This window comes from Streptomyces sp. 351MFTsu5.1, from assembly GCF_000383655.1.
In the GTDB taxonomy this organism is placed as follows: Bacteria; Actinomycetota; Actinomycetes; order Streptomycetales; family Streptomycetaceae; genus Streptomyces; species Streptomyces griseorubiginosus.
In genome coordinates this window covers 274,042-292,114 of record NZ_KB911781.1, presented here as the reverse complement: position 1 = coordinate 292,114, position 18,073 = coordinate 274,042, and the positions used below count along the sequence as shown (strand labels likewise).

The 18,073-nt window shown below is 71.2% G+C and carries 18 protein-coding genes; 7 read left to right on the top strand and 11 right to left on the bottom strand.

Going from position 1 to position 18,073, the window contains the following annotated elements; all coding sequences use genetic code 11:
* Positions 1-93: 93 nt before the first annotated feature.
* Genes H295_RS0118170 through H295_RS0118160 form a run of 3 tightly spaced genes read right to left on the bottom strand, consistent with a single transcriptional unit; the run spans position 94 to position 3,146 of the window.
* Positions 94-1,227: an Mrp/NBP35 family ATP-binding protein gene (locus H295_RS0118170; protein ID WP_028809480.1), complete on the bottom strand. Its 1,134-nt coding sequence runs from the start codon at positions 1,225-1,227 to the stop codon at positions 94-96.
* Positions 1,228-1,270: 43 nt separating this feature from the next.
* Complete coding sequence (locus tag H295_RS0118165) at positions 1,271-1,870, bottom strand: DUF1003 domain-containing protein (RefSeq protein WP_020136757.1); 600 nt, start codon at positions 1,868-1,870, stop codon at positions 1,271-1,273.
* On the bottom strand, positions 1,860-3,146 hold the full coding sequence (locus H295_RS0118160) for a magnesium transporter MgtE N-terminal domain-containing protein (RefSeq protein ID WP_020136756.1): 1,287 nt from the start codon (positions 3,144-3,146) through the stop codon (positions 1,860-1,862). Before H295_RS0118160 ends, H295_RS0118165 begins: the two co-directional genes overlap by 11 nt.
* A 202-nt stretch (positions 3,147-3,348) precedes the next feature.
* Here H295_RS0118160 and H295_RS0118155 point away from each other — a divergent pair, with 202 nt between their 5' ends.
* The gene (locus tag H295_RS0118155; protein WP_020136755.1) at positions 3,349-4,095 is read left to right on the top strand and encodes a hypothetical protein; all 747 of its coding nucleotides are present in this window, start codon (positions 3,349-3,351) and stop codon (positions 4,093-4,095) included.
* A gap of 18 nt (positions 4,096-4,113) precedes the next feature.
* Here the strand turns inward: H295_RS0118155 and H295_RS0118150 are convergent, their stop codons facing one another.
* Together H295_RS0118150 and H295_RS0118145 are read right to left on the bottom strand one after the other, a co-directional pair.
* Positions 4,114-4,626: a hypothetical protein gene (locus H295_RS0118150; protein ID WP_020136754.1), complete on the bottom strand. Its 513-nt coding sequence runs from the start codon at positions 4,624-4,626 to the stop codon at positions 4,114-4,116.
* A 10-nt stretch (positions 4,627-4,636) separates the two neighbouring features.
* Positions 4,637-5,755 carry a magnesium and cobalt transport protein CorA gene (locus tag H295_RS0118145; RefSeq protein WP_020136753.1) on the bottom strand — a complete coding sequence of 373 codons (1,119 nt, stop codon included), beginning with the start codon at positions 5,753-5,755 and terminating at the stop codon, positions 4,637-4,639.
* Positions 5,756-6,248: 493 nt separating this feature from the next.
* Between H295_RS0118145 and H295_RS0118140 the strand changes: the two genes are divergently transcribed.
* The gene (locus tag H295_RS0118140) at positions 6,249-6,833 is read left to right on the top strand and encodes a suppressor of fused domain protein (RefSeq protein WP_028809479.1); all 585 of its coding nucleotides are present in this window, start codon (positions 6,249-6,251) and stop codon (positions 6,831-6,833) included.
* 158 nt (positions 6,834-6,991) lie between these two features.
* Here the strand turns inward: H295_RS0118140 and H295_RS0118135 are convergent, their stop codons facing one another.
* Positions 6,992-8,215 carry an MFS transporter gene (locus H295_RS0118135; protein ID WP_020136751.1) on the bottom strand — a complete coding sequence of 408 codons (1,224 nt, stop codon included), beginning with the start codon at positions 8,213-8,215 and terminating at the stop codon, positions 6,992-6,994.
* A 182-nt stretch (positions 8,216-8,397) separates the two neighbouring features.
* On the opposite strand from H295_RS0118135, the gene H295_RS0118130 reads away from it, so the two are divergent.
* The 3 genes from H295_RS0118130 to H295_RS0118120 all read left to right on the top strand — a co-directional run bounded on the left by H295_RS0118130 (position 8,398) and on the right by H295_RS0118120 (position 10,650).
* On the top strand, positions 8,398-9,039 hold the full coding sequence (locus tag H295_RS0118130) for a DUF6758 family protein (RefSeq protein WP_028809478.1): 642 nt from the start codon (positions 8,398-8,400) through the stop codon (positions 9,037-9,039).
* 99 nt (positions 9,040-9,138) lie between these two features.
* Positions 9,139-9,996: a PHP domain-containing protein gene (locus H295_RS0118125; protein WP_020136749.1), complete on the top strand. Its 858-nt coding sequence runs from the start codon at positions 9,139-9,141 to the stop codon at positions 9,994-9,996.
* 48 nt (positions 9,997-10,044) lie between these two features.
* Positions 10,045-10,650: a MarC family protein gene (locus H295_RS0118120; RefSeq protein WP_020136748.1), complete on the top strand. Its 606-nt coding sequence runs from the start codon at positions 10,045-10,047 to the stop codon at positions 10,648-10,650.
* 127 nt (positions 10,651-10,777) lie between these two features.
* Here H295_RS0118120 and H295_RS46735 read toward each other — a convergent pair whose 3' ends face one another.
* Positions 10,778-10,930 carry a hypothetical protein gene (locus tag H295_RS46735; RefSeq protein ID WP_020136747.1) on the bottom strand — a complete coding sequence of 51 codons (153 nt, stop codon included), beginning with the start codon at positions 10,928-10,930 and terminating at the stop codon, positions 10,778-10,780.
* A 195-nt stretch (positions 10,931-11,125) separates the two neighbouring features.
* Here H295_RS46735 and H295_RS0118110 point away from each other — a divergent pair, with 195 nt between their 5' ends.
* Positions 11,126-12,019: an NYN domain-containing protein gene (locus H295_RS0118110; protein WP_020136746.1), complete on the top strand. Its 894-nt coding sequence runs from the start codon at positions 11,126-11,128 to the stop codon at positions 12,017-12,019.
* Between the two features lie 4 nt (positions 12,020-12,023).
* Here the strand turns inward: H295_RS0118110 and H295_RS0118105 are convergent, their stop codons facing one another.
* Together H295_RS0118105 and H295_RS0118100 are read right to left on the bottom strand one after the other, a co-directional pair.
* The gene (locus tag H295_RS0118105) at positions 12,024-12,905 is read right to left on the bottom strand and encodes an alpha/beta fold hydrolase (protein WP_020136745.1); all 882 of its coding nucleotides are present in this window, start codon (positions 12,903-12,905) and stop codon (positions 12,024-12,026) included.
* Between the two features lie 218 nt (positions 12,906-13,123).
* Entirely contained in the window at positions 13,124-15,748 is a 2,625-nt protein-coding gene (locus H295_RS0118100) for a DEAD/DEAH box helicase (RefSeq protein WP_020136744.1), read from the bottom strand.
* Between the two features lie 497 nt (positions 15,749-16,245).
* On the opposite strand from H295_RS0118100, the gene H295_RS0118095 reads away from it, so the two are divergent.
* On the top strand, positions 16,246-16,983 hold the full coding sequence (locus H295_RS0118095) for a ferritin-like fold-containing protein (protein ID WP_020136743.1): 738 nt from the start codon (positions 16,246-16,248) through the stop codon (positions 16,981-16,983).
* 351 nt (positions 16,984-17,334) lie between these two features.
* Here H295_RS0118095 and H295_RS0118090 read toward each other — a convergent pair whose 3' ends face one another.
* Entirely contained in the window at positions 17,335-17,601 is a 267-nt protein-coding gene (locus H295_RS0118090; protein ID WP_028809476.1) for a hypothetical protein, read from the bottom strand.
* Positions 17,602-17,784: 183 nt separating this feature from the next.
* On the bottom strand, positions 17,785-18,012 hold the full coding sequence (locus tag H295_RS0118085) for a DUF3107 domain-containing protein (RefSeq protein WP_020136741.1): 228 nt from the start codon (positions 18,010-18,012) through the stop codon (positions 17,785-17,787).
* Positions 18,013-18,073 lie beyond the last annotated feature (61 nt).

Below are 18,073 nucleotides of genomic sequence, written 5' to 3'. Positions count from 1 at the left end.
GTGACGTCGCGAAGGGCCCACCTGCAACGGTGCAGGTGGGCCCTTGTGTGTTGCGCTTCAAGTTCGAGCGTGAAGCGATTAATATCAAAAGCTTCAGAACTTGTTCCGAGGCGTAATCCCCAGCGACAGCCCCGAAAGCCCCCGCTGCCGCCCCCCCAGTTTCCCCGCGATCCCCCGCAGTGCCGCTCCCGCCGGGGAGTCCGGGTCGCTCAGTACGACCGGCTTGCCCTCGTCGCCGCCCTCGCGGAGGCGGACGTCGATCGGGATGGAGCCGAGGACCGGGACCGTGGCGCCGATGGTTCGCGTCAGGCCGTCCGCGACCGTCTGGCCGCCGCCCGTGCCGAAGACGTCCACCATCTCGCCGCAGTGCGGGCAGGGCAGGCCGGACATGTTCTCGACCACGCCGACGATCTTCTGGTGGGTCTGGACCGCGATGGAGCCGGCCCGCTCGGCGACCTCGGCCGCCGCCTGCTGCGGGGTCGTCACGACCAGGATCTCCGCGTTCGGGACCAGCTGAGCCACCGAGATCGCGATGTCGCCGGTGCCCGGGGGCAGGTCCAGGAGCAGGACGTCCAGGTCGCCCCAGTACACGTCCGCCAGGAACTGCTGCAAAGCTCGGTGCAGCATCGGGCCGCGCCACACCACCGGCGCGTTGCCCGGGGTGAACATGCCGATCGAGATGACCTTCACGCCGTGCGCCGACGGCGGCATGATCATGTTCTCGACCTGGGTCGGGCTGCCGTCCGCCCCGAGCATGCGCGGCACCGAGTGGCCGTAGATGTCGGCGTCGACCACGCCCACCTTGAGGCCGTCGGCCGCCATCGCCGCCGCCAGGTTCACCGTGACCGAGGACTTGCCGACGCCGCCCTTGCCGGAGGCGACCGCGTAGACGCGGGTCAGCGAGCCGGGCTTGGCGAACGGGACCTCGCGCTCGGTCTGGCCGCCCCGCAGGGCCGTCGCCAGCTCCTTGCGCTGCTCGTCGCTCATCACGTCCAGCGTGACGTCGACGCGCGTGACGCCCTCGACCGCCGCGACCGCATCCGTCACGCGCTGCGTGATCGTCTCGCGCATCGGGCAGCCGGAGACCGTCAGGTACACGGTGACCGCGACCGCCCCGTCCGCCCCGATCTCGACCGACTTGACCATCCCGAGTTCCGTGATGGGCCGGTTGATCTCGGGGTCGTTCACCGTCGCCAGTGCCTCGCGCACCGCGTCTTCGCTAGCCATACAGACGATGGTACGGCGCCGTGCCGGGCCCCCTGCACGGTCATCAACGGTCGTCTACGTCACGTCCCGACGGCCGATCCGACCGTTCTGCCGGGAATATGGCATGACCGTCGTGCTGCCTCGCCTCCAGTTCCTTCATCAGGTCCTGGAGCTCCGAGCGGATCCAGTCGCGGGTCGCCACCTCCCCGAGACCGATCCGCAGCGCGGCGATCTCCCGGGTCAGGTACTCGGTGTCCGCGATCGACCGCTCGTTCTGCTTGCGGTCCTGCTCCAGGTTGACCCGGTCCCGGTCGTCCTGCCGGTTCTGCGCGAGCAGGATCAGCGGGGCGGCGTAGGAGGCCTGGAGGGACAGCATCAGCGTGAGGAAGATGAACGGGTAGTTGTCGAAGCGCAGGTCGCCGGGCGCGAAGATGTTCCACAGCACCCACGCGATGATCACGACCGTCATCCAGACGATGAACCGGCCGGTGCCGAGGAAGCGGGCGATCCGCTCCGACAGGCGTCCGAAGGCCTCCGGGTCCCATTCGGGCAGCAGCCTGCGCCGCGGCGGACGCGGCTGGTCCAGGCGGGCCCGGGTGCGGGTGGTGGCCGTGGCGCCGGACGGCGTGCGCTCGCGGTTCGAGCTCTCGCGCTCAGGCGTCATGGTGAGCCACCCCCTCGGCCCCCTCCGCGTCGAACTCCGTCTCCCGCCAGTCCTCGGGCAGCATGTGGTCGAGCACGTCGTCCACGGTCACCGCGCCGAGCAGCGAACCCGAGTCGTCGACCACGGGTGCCGCGACCATGTCGTACGTCGCGAAGAACCCGGCGATGACCGGCAGCGTCGCGTCCGGGTCCAGGGCCTGGAGGTCGTCGTCGACGAGCGAGCTGACCAGGGTGTACGGAGGGTCGCGCAGCAGCCGCTGGAAGTGGACGGTGCCGAGGTACTTGCCGGTCGGGGTCTCGTCGGGCGGGCGGCACACGTAGACCTGGGCGGCGAGCGCGGGGGAGAGGTCGGGGTTGCGGACGCGGGCGAGCGCGTCGGCGACGGTCGCGTCGGGCCGTAGGACGATCGGCTCGGTCGTCATCAGACCGCCGGCCGTGTGCTCCTCGTAGGCCATCAGGCGCCGCATGTCGGCCGCGTCCCCCGGCTGCATCAGGCTCAGCAGCCGCTCCTGCTCCTCCGTGGGCAGCTCGGAGAGCAGGTCGGCCGCGTCGTCCGGGTCCATGGCCTCCAGGACGTCCGCGGCCCGCTCCTCCTTCAGCTTGCCGAGGATCTCGATCTGGTCGTCCTCGGGGAGCTCCTCCAGCACGTCGGCCAGGCGGTCGTCGTCGAGGGCTGCCGCCACCTCGGCGCGCCGCTTGGCGGAGAGGTGGTGCAGGACGTTGGCGAGGTCGGCCGCGCGCAGCTGCTCGAAGGTGGCCAGCAGGCTCTCCGCGCCCTGTCCCTGCTCCTCCAGCGTGAAGCCGGTGACCGCCGACCACTCGACGGTCAGCGCCTCGCCCTTGCGCCGGAACGCTCCGCCCTTGCCGCCCTTGCGGACGAAGACCCGGTCGATCTCCCAGTCCCGGCGGGCCGGCAGCTGCTGCACCGAGATGTCGAGGACGGTGACCTGCTCGTCGGACTCGACCAGGGTGACCCGCCGGTCCAGCAGTTCGCCGAAGACCAGGCGCTCGGTGGGCCGTTGCTCGAAGCGGCGGACGTTGAGCACGCCGGTGGTGATGACCTGGCCGGACTCGATGCTCGTCACCCGGGTCATGGGCAGGAAGATGCGGCGCCGCGTGGACAGTTCGACGACCAGGCCGAGCACCCGGGGCGGCCTGCGCCCGACGCGCAGCACGACGACCAAGTCGCGCACCCTGCCCACCTGGTCGCCGTTGGGATCGAAGACGGCGACACCGGCTAGGTGCGAGACGAAGATCCGGGGGGCTCCCGCTGCCATGGCTGTGCTTCCTTTGCGTACAGGGTGATTCGTTCGTCGTTCCTTGTCCGGATTGCCCGCTCGGGAGGGCTTAAGGCTAGCCCGTACCGATCGGATACGCCCTGGTGAGGGGTCCGGACGGTCCGGCTCCGCCCGGGGACCCGGGCCCCGGTACGCTGCCGTACCACGCTGATGGACCGTCGTCGGAGAGGCAGCCTCACCTGTGACCGCGATCGCCCGGGACCGAACCCGCAGGACCGTACTGGCGGGCGCGGTGTGCGCCCTGGTCGTCACGGGCACGGGGCTCACGGGATGCAGCGAGGACCCCGACGCGGGCACCAACGGGGTCGGCAAGCTGCCCGCCGCGCAGATCCAGGCGAAGACCCGGGCGGCAGCCGGCGCCGCCGACGCGCTGCGGCTGTCCGGGAACGTGGTCACCAGCGGCCGTACGTACCGGCTCGACATGCGCCTGAGCGCCGCCGGCGGCTCCGGCTCGGTCACCGCCGAGGGCACCACCTTCCAGCTGCTGCGGATCGGCGAGAAGCTGTATCTGAAGGCCGACGCGGGCTTCTGGGCCCATGAGGACGGCAAGGGCGACGACAGCGACGCGGCCGCCGACAAGCTCGACGGCAAGTACGTCAAGGTGCCCTCGGGGGACCCGGCGTACAAGAAGTTCAGCGGTTTCACGGACAAGGACGTTCTCCTCGACGGGCTTTTGACCCTGCACGGCACCCTGGACACGGACGGTCATCACGAACAAGCGGGTACCCGCACGATCCGGATCACCGGTGACAAGGGCGACGGAGGCACGCTGGACGTCTCCCTGGAGGGGCAGCCGTACCCGCTGCGCCTGGCCCGCGCGGGCGGCGCGGGCACATTGACCTTCTCGGCCTGGGGCAAGAACTTCGCCCTGACCGAGCCGGAGAAGGACGAGACGGTGGACTACGGCAAGCAGCTGCCGACGTCCTAGCCGCGCGGGCCGACCCCGCTATCCGCGTTTGCGACGCCTCAGCAGCAGCCGGGGCAGCCCGGCCGGGACCGGTTCACGCGTGGTCGCCGGTGTCGGCAGCGGCGGTTCGGCCAGGTCGCCGTCGGGCAGCGCGCCCAGGGCCCCCGTCGGCTCCAGCCGCAGCACCCGGCACTCACGCGCCCAACGGTCCGTCATCGCCTCGCCGTCCGGGGCGTTCAGCCGCTTGCCCTTCAGCTCGCCGACCGCCGCCTCCCACGCCTCGGACCCCGGCGCCGGCTCCACGACCCGGGCCGTCCAGGAGACCAGCCGGCCCCCCTTGTCCTTGCTGCGGACGGTCACCTCGGCGGTGCCGCCGTCGGTCAGCCCCGGCAGCGGCTGCTCCCCGGGCCCGTCGCCGACCAGACACGCGGCACCCTCGTGCCACACGTGCCACAGCGCGCGAGCCGGAGAGCCGGGCCCCTGGACCCAGACGAGGCCGGACTTCTTGGTGGCCTCTTCCACAAGGGCGCGGTCGAGCAGCTCGCTGGTCATGGCGCCCACTCTAGAGCCAGCCGTTGCGCTTGAGTGTGCGGTGGATGCCCATGCAGATGACACCGGTGATCGCCATGATCACGGGGTAGCCGAACCGCCAGTGCGTCTCCGGCATGTAGTCGAAGTTCATGCCGTAGACCCCGCACACCATCGTCGGTACGGCGACGATCGCGGCCCAGGACGTGATCTTCCGCATGTCCTCGTTCTGGGCGACGGACGCCTGCGCGAGGTTGGCCTGGAGGATCGAGTTGAGGAGCTCGTCGAAGCCGAGGACCTGCTCCTGGACCCGGACGAGGTGGTCGGCGACATCGCGGAAGTACTTCTGGATGTCGGGGTCCACGAGCCGCATCGGCCGCTCGCTGAGCAGCTGCATCGGCCGCAGCAGCGGGGCCACGGCCCGCTTGAACTCCAGCACCTCGCGCTTGAGCTGGTAGATCCGCGCCGAGTCGACACCGCGCGAGACCTTGCCGCCGCGCCCCGGGGTGAACACCTCGGTCTCCACCTCGTCGATGTCGTCCTGCACCGCGTCCGCGACCGCCACATAGCCGTCGACGACATGGTCGGCGATGGAGTGCAGCACCGCCGAGGGGCCCTTGGCGAGCAGCTCCGGGTCGTCCTGGAGGCGGTGGCGCAGCGCCCTGAGGGAGCCCTGGCCGCCGTGCCGGACGGTGATGAAGAAGTCCCGGCCGGTGAAGCACATGACCTCGCCGGTCTCGACGATCTCGCTGTTGGCGGTGAGTTCGTCGTGCTCGACGTAGTGGATGGTCTTGAACACGGTGAACAGGGAGTCGTCGTAGCGCTCCAGCTTGGGCCGCTGGTGGGCCTGGACGGCGTCCTCGACGGCGAGCGGGTGCAGCCCGAACTCGCTGGCGATGCCGGAGAATTCGGCCTCGCTCGGCTCGTGCAGGCCGATCCACACGAACCCGCCGTCGCGACGCACCTGGCGCATCGCCTCGTGCGGGCTCAGCTGGCAGTCGGTCTCCACACGCCGGCCGTCGCGGTAGACCGCGCAGTCGACGACGGCGGAGGGGGTGGAGGGGTCGCGCGTCGCGTCGTACGCGCCGGTGTCCTTGCGCAGCGAGGGACGCGACGGGCGCACGGCGGCACGCAGGTCACGGATCATCGACATGGCAGGCTCCTTCGTGACGGGCAACAAAGGGCCCCGGCGACGGGTGGAACTACCCGGAATGAGGACGTCCTGCTGTCGGTGTTTGGCACGTCCACAAAGCGGGGAGCACCGCACCATCGCGGTGGCGGACTTCGTTACTGACTCAGCTACTGCTGGTGATCAGAGTGATCAGAGTGATCAGGCAAAACGAACGAAGTGCTCTTCCGCACGAAGACGCGAACGTGAGAGGCGGCGGTTGCCGAACGTCACAGAGCTGCATCAGAGGCCGGAAGAACGAGTGGTACTACCAGGTCGACTTCGATCCATGACAGCCCCACCTCCTCCGGCCGGTCCCTCGTAAGGGACGATCCATTCCCGCAAGGGAGTCTCACAAGGCGTCGTGACTTGAACGCGACGCTTCTGCGTGCTGCCCCGACGACCGGGCCAGAGTAGCAGCAGCCCGAAGTGTCAAGGCGCTGCTTTGCCCGGTACTGACGAGTTCTATGCTCGCCGCATGGCAGATGTTCTTCCTCTGGTCGAGGCCCGGATGCGCGGCGCGCTGGGCGAGCCGGACGCGCGCGCGGCGGTCACCTTCCTCGGTACGGACCGCATCGAGGTGCTCCGCTTCACCGACGGGGACGTCGTCCGCTACGCCACCCTCGGCATGTCCGCGCAGCCGATGAGCGACCCCACCGCGATGCTCGCCGACCCGGTCAAGGGCCCGCGTGCCGAACTGGTCCTCTCCGTGCGGGCAGGGCTCGCCGACACCGACAAGGTGCTCCGCCCGCTCGCCGTGCTCGCCGCGTCCCCGCAGGTCGAGGGCGTGGTGGTGGCTCCGGGCGCCTCGCTCGACGTGGGCGAACCACTGTGGCCCGGCGCCCCCTTCACCTCGGTCCTGGTCGCCGAGCCCGGCGGTCTGGTCGAGGACCTGGAGCTCGACGAGCCCCTTGACCCGGTGCACTTCCTGCCGCTGCTCCCGATGACGCCGAACGAGGCCGCCTGGAAGCGCGTGCACGGCGCCCAGGCCCTCCAGGAGCGCTGGCTGACGCACGGGACGGACCTCCGGGACCCGTCCCGGAAATCCGTCCCGCTGGACTGACCCCCGCGTGAGCAAGCTCACCAAGTGCTGGCCGGAAGCGGTGAGTTGGCGAACACGACGGGCCCTGGCCCCGACCGCCGTCAGCCGGCGAACGCGATGGGCCGTGCCCCCGGCCGCCGTCAGCCGGCGAACGCGATGGGCCGTGCCCTCGACCGCCGTCAGCCGGCGAACACCGTGACGCTGTCCTCCACCGCGTGCCGCGGCTCCAGCTCCTCCGCCTCGTGCGTGAGCGCCTTCCGCCGTACGACGACCACGAGCGCGCCCAGCACCGCGGTCACCGCGGCCACCACGAACGGGACGTGGACGTCGGTCCACTCCTCGATCTTCGGCGCGAAGAACGGCGCCGCGGCGGCCGCGAACCAGCGCACGAAGTTGTAGCCGGCGCTCGCCACGGGGCGCGGGGCGTCCGACACGCCGAGCGCCAGCTCCGTGTAGACGGTGTTGTTCACGCCGATGAAGGCGCCGGACAGGATCGTGCAGACGACGGCCGCGGTGTGGTTGCCGTAGCCCAGGACGAGCACGTCGGCCGCGAGCAGGACCAGCGAGCCGCCGAGCACCTTCAGCGAACCGAACCGCTTCTGGAGGCGCGGCGCGGCGAACACCGAGAACACGGCGAGCAGCACACCCCAGGCGAAGAACACGGCACCCGACTTGTACGGGGTCATGTCCAGCACGAACGGGGTGAAGGCCAGCACGGTGAAGAACGTGTAGTTGTAGAAGAAGGACGAGACGGCCGCCGAGGCGAGACCGCCGTGGCCGAGCGCCTTGAGCGGGTCGAGCAGGGACGTCTTGCGGGCCGGCTTCGGCTGCTCCTTCAGGAACACGGTGATGCACAGGAAGCCGATCGCCATCAGGAAGGCCGTGCCGAAGAACGGGTAGCGCCAACTGGCGTCACCGAGCAGGGCACCGAGCAGCGGGCCGCACGCCATGCCGAGGCCGAGGGCGGACTCGTACAGCAGGATCGCCGCCGCGCTCCCGCCGGCCGCCGCGCCGACGATGACGGCGAGGGCGGTCGAGACGAACAGGGCGTTGCCCAGACCCCAGCCGGCCCGGAAGCCGACCAGTTCACCGACCGAGCCCGAGGTGCCGGCGAGTCCGGCGAAGACCACGACGAGGGCGAGGCCGAGCAGCAGGGTCTTCCTGCCGCCGATGCGGCTGGAGACGAAGCCGGTCACCAGCATCGCGATCGCGGTGATCAGGAAGTACGAGGTGAACAGGAGGGACACCTGGCTCGCCGTGGCGTCCAGGCCCTTGGCGATCGACGGCAGGATCGGGTCCACGAGTCCGATGCCCATGAAGGCGACGACGGACGCACCCGCCGTCGCCCACACGGCCTTCGGCTGGCGCAGGATGCCACCGGCTCCCGCATCGAAGGGGTCCATGGTCTTTCCTCCACTCTCGACGAGGCTTCACGTGATGGTTGGTATATACACATACTAAGTTAGAGTGACTAATAAATGCAAGCTACATCTAATCTCGGCTGGTGCTGCCGGGACGAACCGCTTCCGACCGGACGGGTGATCGTCCTTGACGTGGCGGGGCGAGGGTAGGACCGTGGGGCCCTATGAGGGGCGAACCCAGTTGCCCGAAGTGTGGTGGCCGGGTCAGGGCTCCCGGACTCTTCGCCGATAGCTGGCAGTGCGATGTGCACGGGACCGTGCATCCGCTGCAGCCCGTGATCCCGCCCAGCGTCGAGGCCCTCGGTGTCGTGGTGCATCGCACGCAGGTGCCGGTGTGGATGCCCTGGCCGCTGCCGGTCGGCTGGCTGTTCACGGGCGTGGCCTGCGCGGGCGACGACCGCAGCGGCGGCCGTGCCACGGCGGTGGCCTGCACGGGCCCCGGCCCGCTCGGAGGCGTCGGCGAGCTGATTCTCGTCGCCGAGGAGCTCGGTGTCGGGCTCGGGGCGCGGTACGCGGGGATCGACGGGCCGGACCCGGGCCCGTACATGAGCGTGGAGAAACCGGCGCAGGCCAAGGTGCTGGCCGCGGGGCGGCCGACTCCGCTGTGGCACGTGGCCGGGGCGCCGGAGGACCGGGCGGTCTTCGCCGGGGAGGCGCTCGGCCTGTGGTTGTGGGCGGTCGTCTGGCCCGAGCAGTCGGGGCTCCTGATGTACGACGAACTGGTGCTGACGGATCTGCGGGACGCCGGGGCGGAGCTGGAACTGGTGCCCTGCGGAGCGCTGTCGCCGCGCCTGCTGAAGCCCTGACTGTAGGGGGCGCACCCCTGCTGCGGATGTGACAGCGGACCTCGAAAATCCGGTTATCCTTGAGCGTCCCTCCCCGTCCCGTCATCGCCTGGAGTCCGCGTGCGCATCGACCTGCACACCCACTCCACCGCCTCCGACGGCACGGACACCCCCGCCGAGCTGGTGCGCAACGCCGCCGCTGCCGGGCTGGACGTCGTCGCGCTCACCGATCACGACACGACCCGTGGACACCGCGAGGCGCTTGCCGCCCTGCCCGCCGGGCTGACCCTCGTCACCGGGGCCGAGCTGTCCTGCCGGATCGACGGGATCTCCCTGCACATGCTGGCCTACCTGTTCGACCCCGAGGAGCCCGCGCTGCTCGCCGAGCGGGAGCTGGTGCGGGACGACCGGGTGCCGCGGGCGCGGGCCATCGTCGCGCGGCTCCAGGAGATCGGGGTGCCGGTGACCTGGGAGCAGGTCGCACGGATCGCCGGGGACGGCTCGGTCGGGCGGCCGCATGTCGCCACGGCGCTCGTCGAGCTCGGCGTCGTGGCGAGCGTGGACGAGGCCTTCACCGCCGACTGGCTCGGCGACGGCGGGCGGGCCCACGTGGCGAAGCACGAGACCGACCCCTTCGAGGCGATACGGCTGGTCAAGGCGGCCGGAGGCGTCACCGTGTTCGCCCACCCGGGCGCGAGCAAGCGCGGCCGCACCGTCCCGGAGTCCGCGATCGCCGAGATGGCCGCCGCCGGGCTCGACGGCATCGAGATCGACCACATGGACCACGACGAGGAGACGCGGGCACGGCTGCGCGGGCTCGCCGCGGACCTGGGGCTGCTCGTCACCGGGTCCAGCGATTACCACGGCAGCCGCAAGACGGTCGCCCTCGGCGCGTACACGACGGATCCCGAGGTGTACGGCGAGATCACGCGGCGGGCGACGGGCGCGTTCCCGGTGCCGGGGACCGGCGGGGTCTGAGGTCAGTCCCGGCCCCCACGTTCACCTCTCTTCTCCTGCAAGGCTGTCATGTTCGACGTCGCCGTCTTCGGCTCGCTCTTCCTCACCCTGTTCGTCATCATGGATCCCCCCGGGATCACCCCGATCTTCCTCGCCCTGACCGCCGGCCGGCCCGGCAAGGTGCAGAAGCGGATGGCCTTCCAGGCCGTCTGTGTGGCGGGCGGTGTCATCGCCGTCTTCGGGCTCCTCGGCCACCAGATCCTCGACTACCTGCACGTCTCCGTGCCCGCGCTGATGATCGCGGGCGGGCTGCTGCTCCTGCTCATCGCCCTGGACCTGCTCACCGGCAAGACCGACGAGCCGAAGCAGACCAAGGACGTGAACGTGGCGCTCGTACCGTTGGGCATGCCGCTGCTGGCCGGCCCCGGCGCGATCGTCTCCGTGATCCTCGCCGTGCAGAAGGCCGACAGCGTGGCCACGCAGGTCTCGGTGTGGGTCGCCATCCTCGCCATCCATGTCGTGCTGTGGCTGGTCATGCGGTACTCGCTGCTGATCATCCGGGTCATCAAGGACGGCGGGGTGGTCCTGGTGACACGGCTCGCGGGCATGATGCTCTCCGCGATCGCCGTACAGCAGATCATCAACGGGATCACCCAGGTCGTACGGGCGAGCTGAGCGCGGTCCGGGAAGCCGAAAGGGCCCCGGTCCTGGAGACCGGGGCCCTGAAGCTTGTGCGGTGAGCCGCGTCCGTAGCGTGTGCCGTGATCGCGCGCGAGTCGTCTGTGGTGAGTGTCGGTGAGTGTTACGAGGCCGTGGTGTCGGCCGGACGGATCCACAGCCGCTGCCCGATGGCGGCGGCCTGCTGAACGATCCGGTTGACGGAGGCGGCGTCCACGACGGTGCTGTCCACGGGCGTGCCGTCGACGTCGTCGAGTCGCATGATTTCGAAGCGCACAGGCTTCTCCCTTCGTCTGGTCATCCTCCTGCGGAGAATTGCTGCGTACGTAGGTAGTCAACGGGGTGCGTGTTACAAACATTCCCTACGCTAAAGAAATTTTTCGAACGACTAACTACTGACCGGTAAGTGAGTCCTCGGGAACTCATTGGGACCGGTTGTGTTCGCAGCGTGACCGCCGGGACAATGGAGGCGATGAACGACGACCTCGCGCCCCTGAGCGCCCGCATCGACCGCACCAACGAGCTGCTCCAGCGCATGCTCGCCGAGGTGGCGAAGACGCCCTCGACCCATGCGATCTTCGTCGACGCGGGATACCTCTACGCGGCCGCGGGACGACTCGTCGCCGGCACCGAGGACCGCCGTGCCTTCGACCTCGACGCCGAGGGCCTGATCGAGGCCCTCATCGACCGGGCCCGCACCATCTTCGCGGACAGCAGACTGCTGAGGGTCTACTGGTACGACGGCGCGAGACGCCGTATCCACACCGCCGAGCAGCAGTCCATCGCCGAACTCCCGGACGTGAAGGTCCGGTTGGGCAATCTCAACGCCAACAACCAGCAGAAGGGCGTCGACTCGCTGATCCGCAGCGACCTGGAGTCACTGGCCCGCCACCGCGCCATCAGCGACGCGGCACTCCTCGGCGGCGACGAGGACCTGGTCTCCGCGGTCGAGGCCGCCCAGGGCTACGGCGCCCGCGTCCACCTGTGGGGCATCGAGGCACCCGAGGGCCGCAACCAGGCGGAGCCCCTGCTCTGGGAGGTCGACAGCCAGCGCACCCTCGACCTCGACTTCTTCAAGCCGTACGTCGCCCGGCGCACCGCGGCCGCCTACGAGTCGACGGCCGCCCGGCCCACCCGTGAGAACGTCCGGTTCGTGGGCGCGCAGATCGCGGCGAAGTGGCTGGCGGAGCGGGGCCGGGAGTCGCTCCGGGAACTCCTGCCCGGCCACCCCTATCTACCGGGCTCGGTGGACCAGGACCTTCTGGTGGAGGCGGAGGGGCTGCTCCAGTACTCGCTGCGCGGCCAGTCGGATCTGCGACGGGCGCTGCGGGACGGGTTCTGGGAGCACGTGCAGGCGCAGTACTGACGTCTCAGTTGCCGCCGCCCGCGGCGCGGCCGTCCCAGAAGTCGGCCAGGGCGCGGGCTGTGGGGAGCGGCTCGTCGGCGTTGGGGGAGTGGTCGGCGCCCGGGATCACCGTGCGCCGCGCCCGGAGCCGTACGGCCATGTCGTCCAGGAGCGGGACGGGCCAGGTGTCGTCCTGGGAGCCGGACAGGACGTGGAACGGCAGCGGGACTGCGGCCAGTTCCGCGACCCGGTCCGGTTCCGTGCACAACTGACGTCCAGCCGCGAGGAGTTGGGCGGGCTTGTTGCCGAGCCAGCGGCGGCGGAGCTGTACGACGTCCCCGATGCCCTGCGCGGGGCCGCCGACCTCCTCCGGCGGGCCCATGGCCAGGATCGCGTCCCACACCTCGGCCATCGTCATCGTCCCGAGCGCGTCCCGCAGCAGCTTGACGCGTTGCTGCTGGGAGTCGGAGATCTGCGCCGGGCCCGAGGAGACGAGGGTGCAGGACAGGAAGGGGGAGTGGTCGAGGAGGACGGCCGCACGGGAGACCTGGCCGCCCATGGAGTGCCCGACCAGGTGAAGGGGTGTCCCCACGGCGGCGGCCTGGGCGAGCACGTCTCGCGCCAACTCGTCCTGCGCGTAGGCGGATTCGTCGGTCTCCGGGCCGTCCGACTCGAACTGTCCCCGCCCGTCCACGGCCACGACCCGGTACCCGCGTGCCGTCAACGGCTCGTGCAGCAGCGTGAAGTCCTCCTTGCTCCCGGTGAACCCCGGCACGAACAGGGCGGTGCCCTTCCTGGCGACACCGGCGGGCACGTCGGACTCCACGACCGCGAAGTCACCGCGGGCGGTGTGCAGGGGGTAGGCGCGGGCGCCGGGGGGCAGGGCGAAGACGGCTCGGGTGCTCACGGGGTGAGGGTACGGGGGGTCGGGGGCATCTGCGGAGTGCGGGTGGGTGTGGGCTGGTCGCGCCCACGCGGCGGAGCCGCACATCGACATAGCCCCGCGCCCCTGGGTGGGTGCGGCGGGACTGTGATGTGTGCTCCGGCGCTCCTGGTGTGGGTTCGCCGGGGAGGAACGCCGACGGCCCGGCCCCCGTGAGGTGGGCCGGGCCGTTCGGTGTGGGGTCAGCTGTCCGCGGGTTCCGCGGCAGCCGTCTTGCGGGTGCGGCGCCGCGGGGCGGCCGGCTCCTGGTCGGCCTGAGCCGGGATGTCGGCGGTCACCGCGGGCTCGGCGGCCTTGCGGGTGGTGCGCCGACGGGGCTTGGCCTCGACGACCTCGTCCGTGGCGGTCTCCGCGGGGGCGGCAGCGGCGGTCTTGCGGGTGCGGCGCGGCTTGGCGGCCGTGCCTTCCGCGGTGTCCACAGCGGCCTCGGCGGCCTTGGTCGCGGCCGTCTTGCGCGTGCGGCGCGGCTTGGCGGCCTCGGCCACCTCCGGCTCCTGGACCGTCTGGACCGGGATCTCGGCGGCCACGGCCGGCTCGGCGGCCTTACGGGTACGGCGGCGCGGCGTGGTCACCGTGGCCTCGGCCGTGTCGACCGCGGCCTCGGCGGCCTTGCTTGCGGCCGTCTTGCGGGTACGGCGCGGCTTGGCCTCGGTCGCTTCGACCGTGTCCACCGCGGCCTCGGCGGCCGTCGTCGCGGCCGTCTTGCGCGTGCGGCGCGGCTTGGCCTCGACGGCGGCCTCGGTGGCCTCGACCGCGGCGGTCTCCGCGGGGGCGGCAGCGGCGGTCTTGCGGGTACGGCGGCGCGGTGCGGTGGCCGTGCCTTCCGCGGTGTCCACAGCGGCCTCGGCGGCCTTGGTCGCAGCCGTCTTGCGGGTGCGGCGCGGCTTGGTCTCCGCGACCTCCGTGACGTCCGTGGCCTCCGTGACCTTCGGGGTCTCCACCGTCTCCACCGCGGCCACTGCTGCCACGGCGGGCTCCGCGGCCTTACGGGTACGGCGGCGCGGCTTGGCCTCCGTGGCCTCGGCCGTGTCCACGGCCACCTCGGCGGCGTCGGCGGCCGGAGCCGCGGCGGCGCTCTTGCGCGTACGGCGCGGCTTGGTGGCCGGCGTCTCCGCGACCACCTCCGTGACCGGCGCGGTCTCGGTGACCGTCGTCTCGACGACCGTCTCCGGGGCCTGCTCGACCGGCGCTTCCGCGGCCTTGCGGGTCCGGCGGCGGCGCGGCTTGGCCGGGGCCTCGGTGTCCAGGGACGGGCCCTCCGCCGTCGTGACCGCGGCCTCGGCGGCCTCGGAAACGGTCGGCTCGACGGTCACCGCCGCCGTGGACGCCGTGGCCGGCGCGGAGTCGGCCGCTCCGCCACGGGTACGGCGACGGCGGCGCGGAGTGCGGGGAGCGGTGACGTCCTCGGCCGAGGAGGCCGGGGCGGGCGCGGAGGTCTCCGACGGGGCGACGGCCTCGGCGGGGGCCGTGGCGTCCAGCGCGCTCCCGCCACGGGTGCGGCGGCGACGGCGCGGCGTACGCTCCGAACGCTCGCGGTCGGCGGAGCGGGACTCGTCCCGGCCACCCCGGCCACGACCCCGGTCCCGGTCGCCGCGGCCACGCGCACCGCGTCCGCCCGGCTCGCCCAGGTCCTCGAGCTCCTCCGCGTCGAGCCCGGCGCGAGTGCGCTCGGCCCGCGGCAGGACACCCTTGGTGCCCGCGGGGATCCCCAGCTCCTCGTAGAAGTGCGGGGAGGTGGAGTACGTCTCCGGCGGATCGTTGAAGTCGAGCTCCAGCGCCTTGTTGATCAGCTGCCAGCGCGGGATGTCGTCCCAGTCGACGAGGGTGATCGCGATGCCCTTGGCACCCGCGCGGCCGGTACGGCCGATGCGGTGCAGGTACGTCTTCTCCTCTTCCGGCGACTGGTAGTTGATGACGTGGGTGACACCCTCGACGTCGATGCCGCGGGCGGCGACGTCGGTGCAGACGAGGACGTCCACCTTGCCGTTGCGGAAGGCGCGCAGCGCCTGCTCGCGGGCGCCCTGGCCGAGGTCGCCGTGGACCGCGCCGGCCGCGAAGCCGCGCTGCTTGAGCTGGTCGGCGAGGTCGGCCGCGGTGCGCTTGGTACGGCAGAAGACCATGGCCAGGCCCCGGCCGTCGGACTGCAGTATCCGCGCGACCATCTCGGGCTTGTCCATGTTGTGCGCGCGGTACACGTGCTGCTTGGTGTTCGCGACCGTCCGGCCCGCGTCGTCGGGCGACGTGGCGTTGATGTGGGTCGGCTGCGACATGTAGCGGCGCGCGAGACTGATGACGGCGCCCGGCATGGTCGCCGAGAACAGCATCGTCTGACGGCGTACCGGCAGCATGTTGATGATCTTCTCGACGTCGGGCAGGAAGCCCAGGTCGAGCATCTCGTCGGCCTCGTCGAGGACGAGCGCCTTGATGTGGCCCAGGTTGAGCTTCTTCTGGCCCGCGAGGTCCAGGAGCCGGCCCGGGGTGCCGACGACGACGTCGACGCCCTTCTTGAGGGCCTCGACCTGGGGCTCGTAGGCGCGGCCGCCGTAGATGGCGAGGACGCGGACGTTGCGTACCTTGCCCGCGGTCTGCAGGTCGTTGGTGACCTGTGTGCACAGCTCGCGGGTGGGGACGACGACGAGCGCCTGCGGGGCGTCGGTGAGGTCCTCGGGCTTGGCGCGGCCGGCCTCGACGTCGGCGGGGACGGTGACGCGCTCAAGAAGCGGGAGGCCGAAGCCCAGCGTCTTGCCCGTGCCGGTCTTGGCCTGGCCGATGACGTCGGAGCCCGAGAGGGCCACCGGGAGCGTCATCTCCTGGATGGGGAACGGGTTGATGATGCCGACGGCTTCGAGGGCCTCGGCCGTCTCGGTGAGAATCCCGAGATCGCGGAAAGTCGTAGTCAGGGTGCTGCCTCTTCTGTGTGCGCGGTGCGAGGCGAGCGCGGGGGGTCGTCATAACCGTGCTGGGGACGTCGGCTGCCTTACGGGCGAAGCCGTAATGGCACGGGACCACTGCCGACGCTCTAGCGCTCGTACCGCTGAGGGTCCCCCTCCGAACTCCGTACGCACTGTGCCGTACGGGCGAGGAGGGCTGTCGGGTCGGAGCCGATCGGGCCACCGACCGGGCATCCTCATACGTGCGGCCTGTCGAGGCACGGCGCACTAGGAAAGTGCCGTCGTACCAGCAGGCGCATTACCACCATACCTCGGAATCGCGCACATGTGATGGCCGATTTGGTCACGTAGTCGTCGTCACACTGATTGACCAGGGACTTCCGAGGCGCGGCGAGCGGACTATTGTGCGCTTCATGACGACGCCTGACAACACCTCTGACGCACCCGCCGAACGCACCGGAGTGGCCGCCCAGGACTGGGCCCAGGCCGCCACGGAACCGCAGTACCGGGCCGCGGTCGTCGATCTCCTCGGCGCACTCGCGTACGGCGAGCTCGCGGCCTTCGAGCGGCTCGCGGAGGACGCCAAGCTGGCGCCGACCCTCGCGGACAAGGCGGAGCTGGCGAAGATGGCGTCGGCCGAGTTCCACCACTACGAGAAGCTGCGCGACCGGCTGGCCGAGATCGGGGAGGAGCCGACGCTCGCCATGGAGCCGTTCGTCGCGGCCCTGGACGGCTTCCACCGGCAGACGGCGCCCTCGGACTGGCTGGAGGGGCTCGTCAAGGCGTACGTCGGCGACTCGATCGCCAGTGACTTCTACCGCGAGGTCGCCGAACGGCTCGACACGGACACGCGCGAGCTGGTCCTGGCCGTGCTCGACGACACCGGGCACGCCGGGTTCGCCGTCGAGAAGGTGCGGGCGGCGATCGACGCGGAGCCGCGGGTGGGCGGTCGACTCGCCCTGTGGGCACGGCGGTTGATGGGGGAGGCGCTGTCGCAGTCGCAGCGGGTGGTCGCGGACCGGGACGCCCTGTCGACGATGCTCGTGGGCGGCGTGGCCGACGGCTTCGATCTCGCCGAGGTGGGCCGGATGTTCTCCCGCATCACCGAGGCCCACACCAAGCGGATGGCCGCGCTGGGGCTGGCGGCGTAGCTGTCGCGAGCCGCGGGGTCCTGCCGGAGTCGTGGGGTCCTGTCGGACCGCGGGGTCCTGCCGGGGCCGCCTGGCCGAGGGCTCGGCTACCGGCTGGGGCTTCTGCGGGGGCGCCTGACCGGGGGCGGCTGCTGGTCTTTCGTCGGGGCCGCCAAGCGGAGGCTGCTGGTCTCCGGTCGGGGCCGCCCGGGGGAGGCTGCTCGTCTCCCGTCAGGGCTGCCAGGGCGGTGTCTCCGGCGAGAGGCCGGTCCCATCAGGCAGGCCCCAGCGGCTCCCGGCATGAGACCGGCAAGGCCCACGTGAAGCAGGCCCTGCTGCCGCTGCCCTACTCGACGTCCCCTTTGCCGCTCGTCACGCCGTGGCTGAGCGGCGGAGTCTTCCCGACGGGCGCAGCAGGAGGGACAGCGAGGCGACGGAGACGACCGCCGCGCCCAGGAGGATCGGCAGGACATTGCCCGGGTCCAGGGCGGTGTGGGTGACGAAGGCGCCGAACAGGGCTCCCGCGGGGCCGGTCACGAGGACCAGGGAGCGGGCGGGCAGACGGTGCGAGAGGCGGCGCAGCGCCACCCCCGCCAGCACCAGACCGAGCAGTGCGGAGCCGAGCGCTTCGAACAACATCATGGAGTCCCTCCCACACGGCCACACTGCGCATCACGGTCGTAGCCCGTCATACCCGTGACCTGCGGAATGCAATCCTCCCCGAGGCGCGAGTCGTGCTCCATACGGGGAGGGGAGATTCCGGGCACAACGCGAGGAAGGGCCCGGCGACTTCCTGTCGCCGGGCCCTTCCTCGTCGTCTGCCTACAGCGCGCCGAAGCCCACCTTGCGCGGAGCCGGCTCACCGAGCTCGACGTACGCGAGACGGTCGGCCGGGACGAGGACCTTGCGGCCGTGTTCGTCCACCAGGCTCAGCAGCTGAGACTTGCCGGCCAGCGCGTCCGCCACCGCCCGCTCGACATCCTCGGCGCTCTGACCGCTCTCCAGAACGATCTCGCGGGGCGCGTGCTGCACGCCGATCTTGACCTCCACGGCTATGTCCCTCCGACGGTCAGTGAAGTGCGCGACCTTCCGCGCCGTACCCAGCACACAT

Bases quoted from the DNA above. Each gene is read 5' to 3' on its own strand.
- H295_RS0118165 (WP_020136757.1), bottom strand. From the start codon at position 1,870: ATGACGCCTGAGCGCGAGAGCTCGAACCGCGAGCGCACGCCGTCCGGC.
- H295_RS0118135 (WP_020136751.1), bottom strand. From the start codon at position 8,215: ATGGACCCCTTCGATGCGGGAGCCGGTGGCATCCTGCGCCAGCCGAAG.
- H295_RS0118120 (WP_020136748.1), top strand. From the start codon at position 10,045: ATGTTCGACGTCGCCGTCTTCGGCTCGCTCTTCCTCACCCTGTTCGTC.
- H295_RS0118110 (WP_020136746.1), top strand. From the start codon at position 11,126: ATGAACGACGACCTCGCGCCCCTGAGCGCCCGCATCGACCGCACCAAC.
- H295_RS0118170 (WP_028809480.1), bottom strand. From the start codon at position 1,227: ATGGCTAGCGAAGACGCGGTGCGCGAGGCACTGGCGACGGTGAACGAC.
- H295_RS0118090 (WP_028809476.1), bottom strand. From the start codon at position 17,601: ATGTTGTTCGAAGCGCTCGGCTCCGCACTGCTCGGTCTGGTGCTGGCG.
- H295_RS0118130 (WP_028809478.1), top strand. From the start codon at position 8,398: ATGAGGGGCGAACCCAGTTGCCCGAAGTGTGGTGGCCGGGTCAGGGCT.
- H295_RS0118095 (WP_020136743.1), top strand. From the start codon at position 16,246: ATGACGACGCCTGACAACACCTCTGACGCACCCGCCGAACGCACCGGA.
- H295_RS0118150 (WP_020136754.1), bottom strand. From the start codon at position 4,626: ATGACCAGCGAGCTGCTCGACCGCGCCCTTGTGGAAGAGGCCACCAAG.
- H295_RS0118160 (WP_020136756.1), bottom strand. From the start codon at position 3,146: ATGGCAGCGGGAGCCCCCCGGATCTTCGTCTCGCACCTAGCCGGTGTC.
- H295_RS0118100 (WP_020136744.1), bottom strand. From the start codon at position 15,748: ATGACGCTCCCGGTGGCCCTCTCGGGCTCCGACGTCATCGGCCAGGCC.
- H295_RS0118145 (WP_020136753.1), bottom strand. From the start codon at position 5,755: ATGTCGATGATCCGTGACCTGCGTGCCGCCGTGCGCCCGTCGCGTCCC.
- H295_RS0118140 (WP_028809479.1), top strand. From the start codon at position 6,249: ATGGCAGATGTTCTTCCTCTGGTCGAGGCCCGGATGCGCGGCGCGCTG.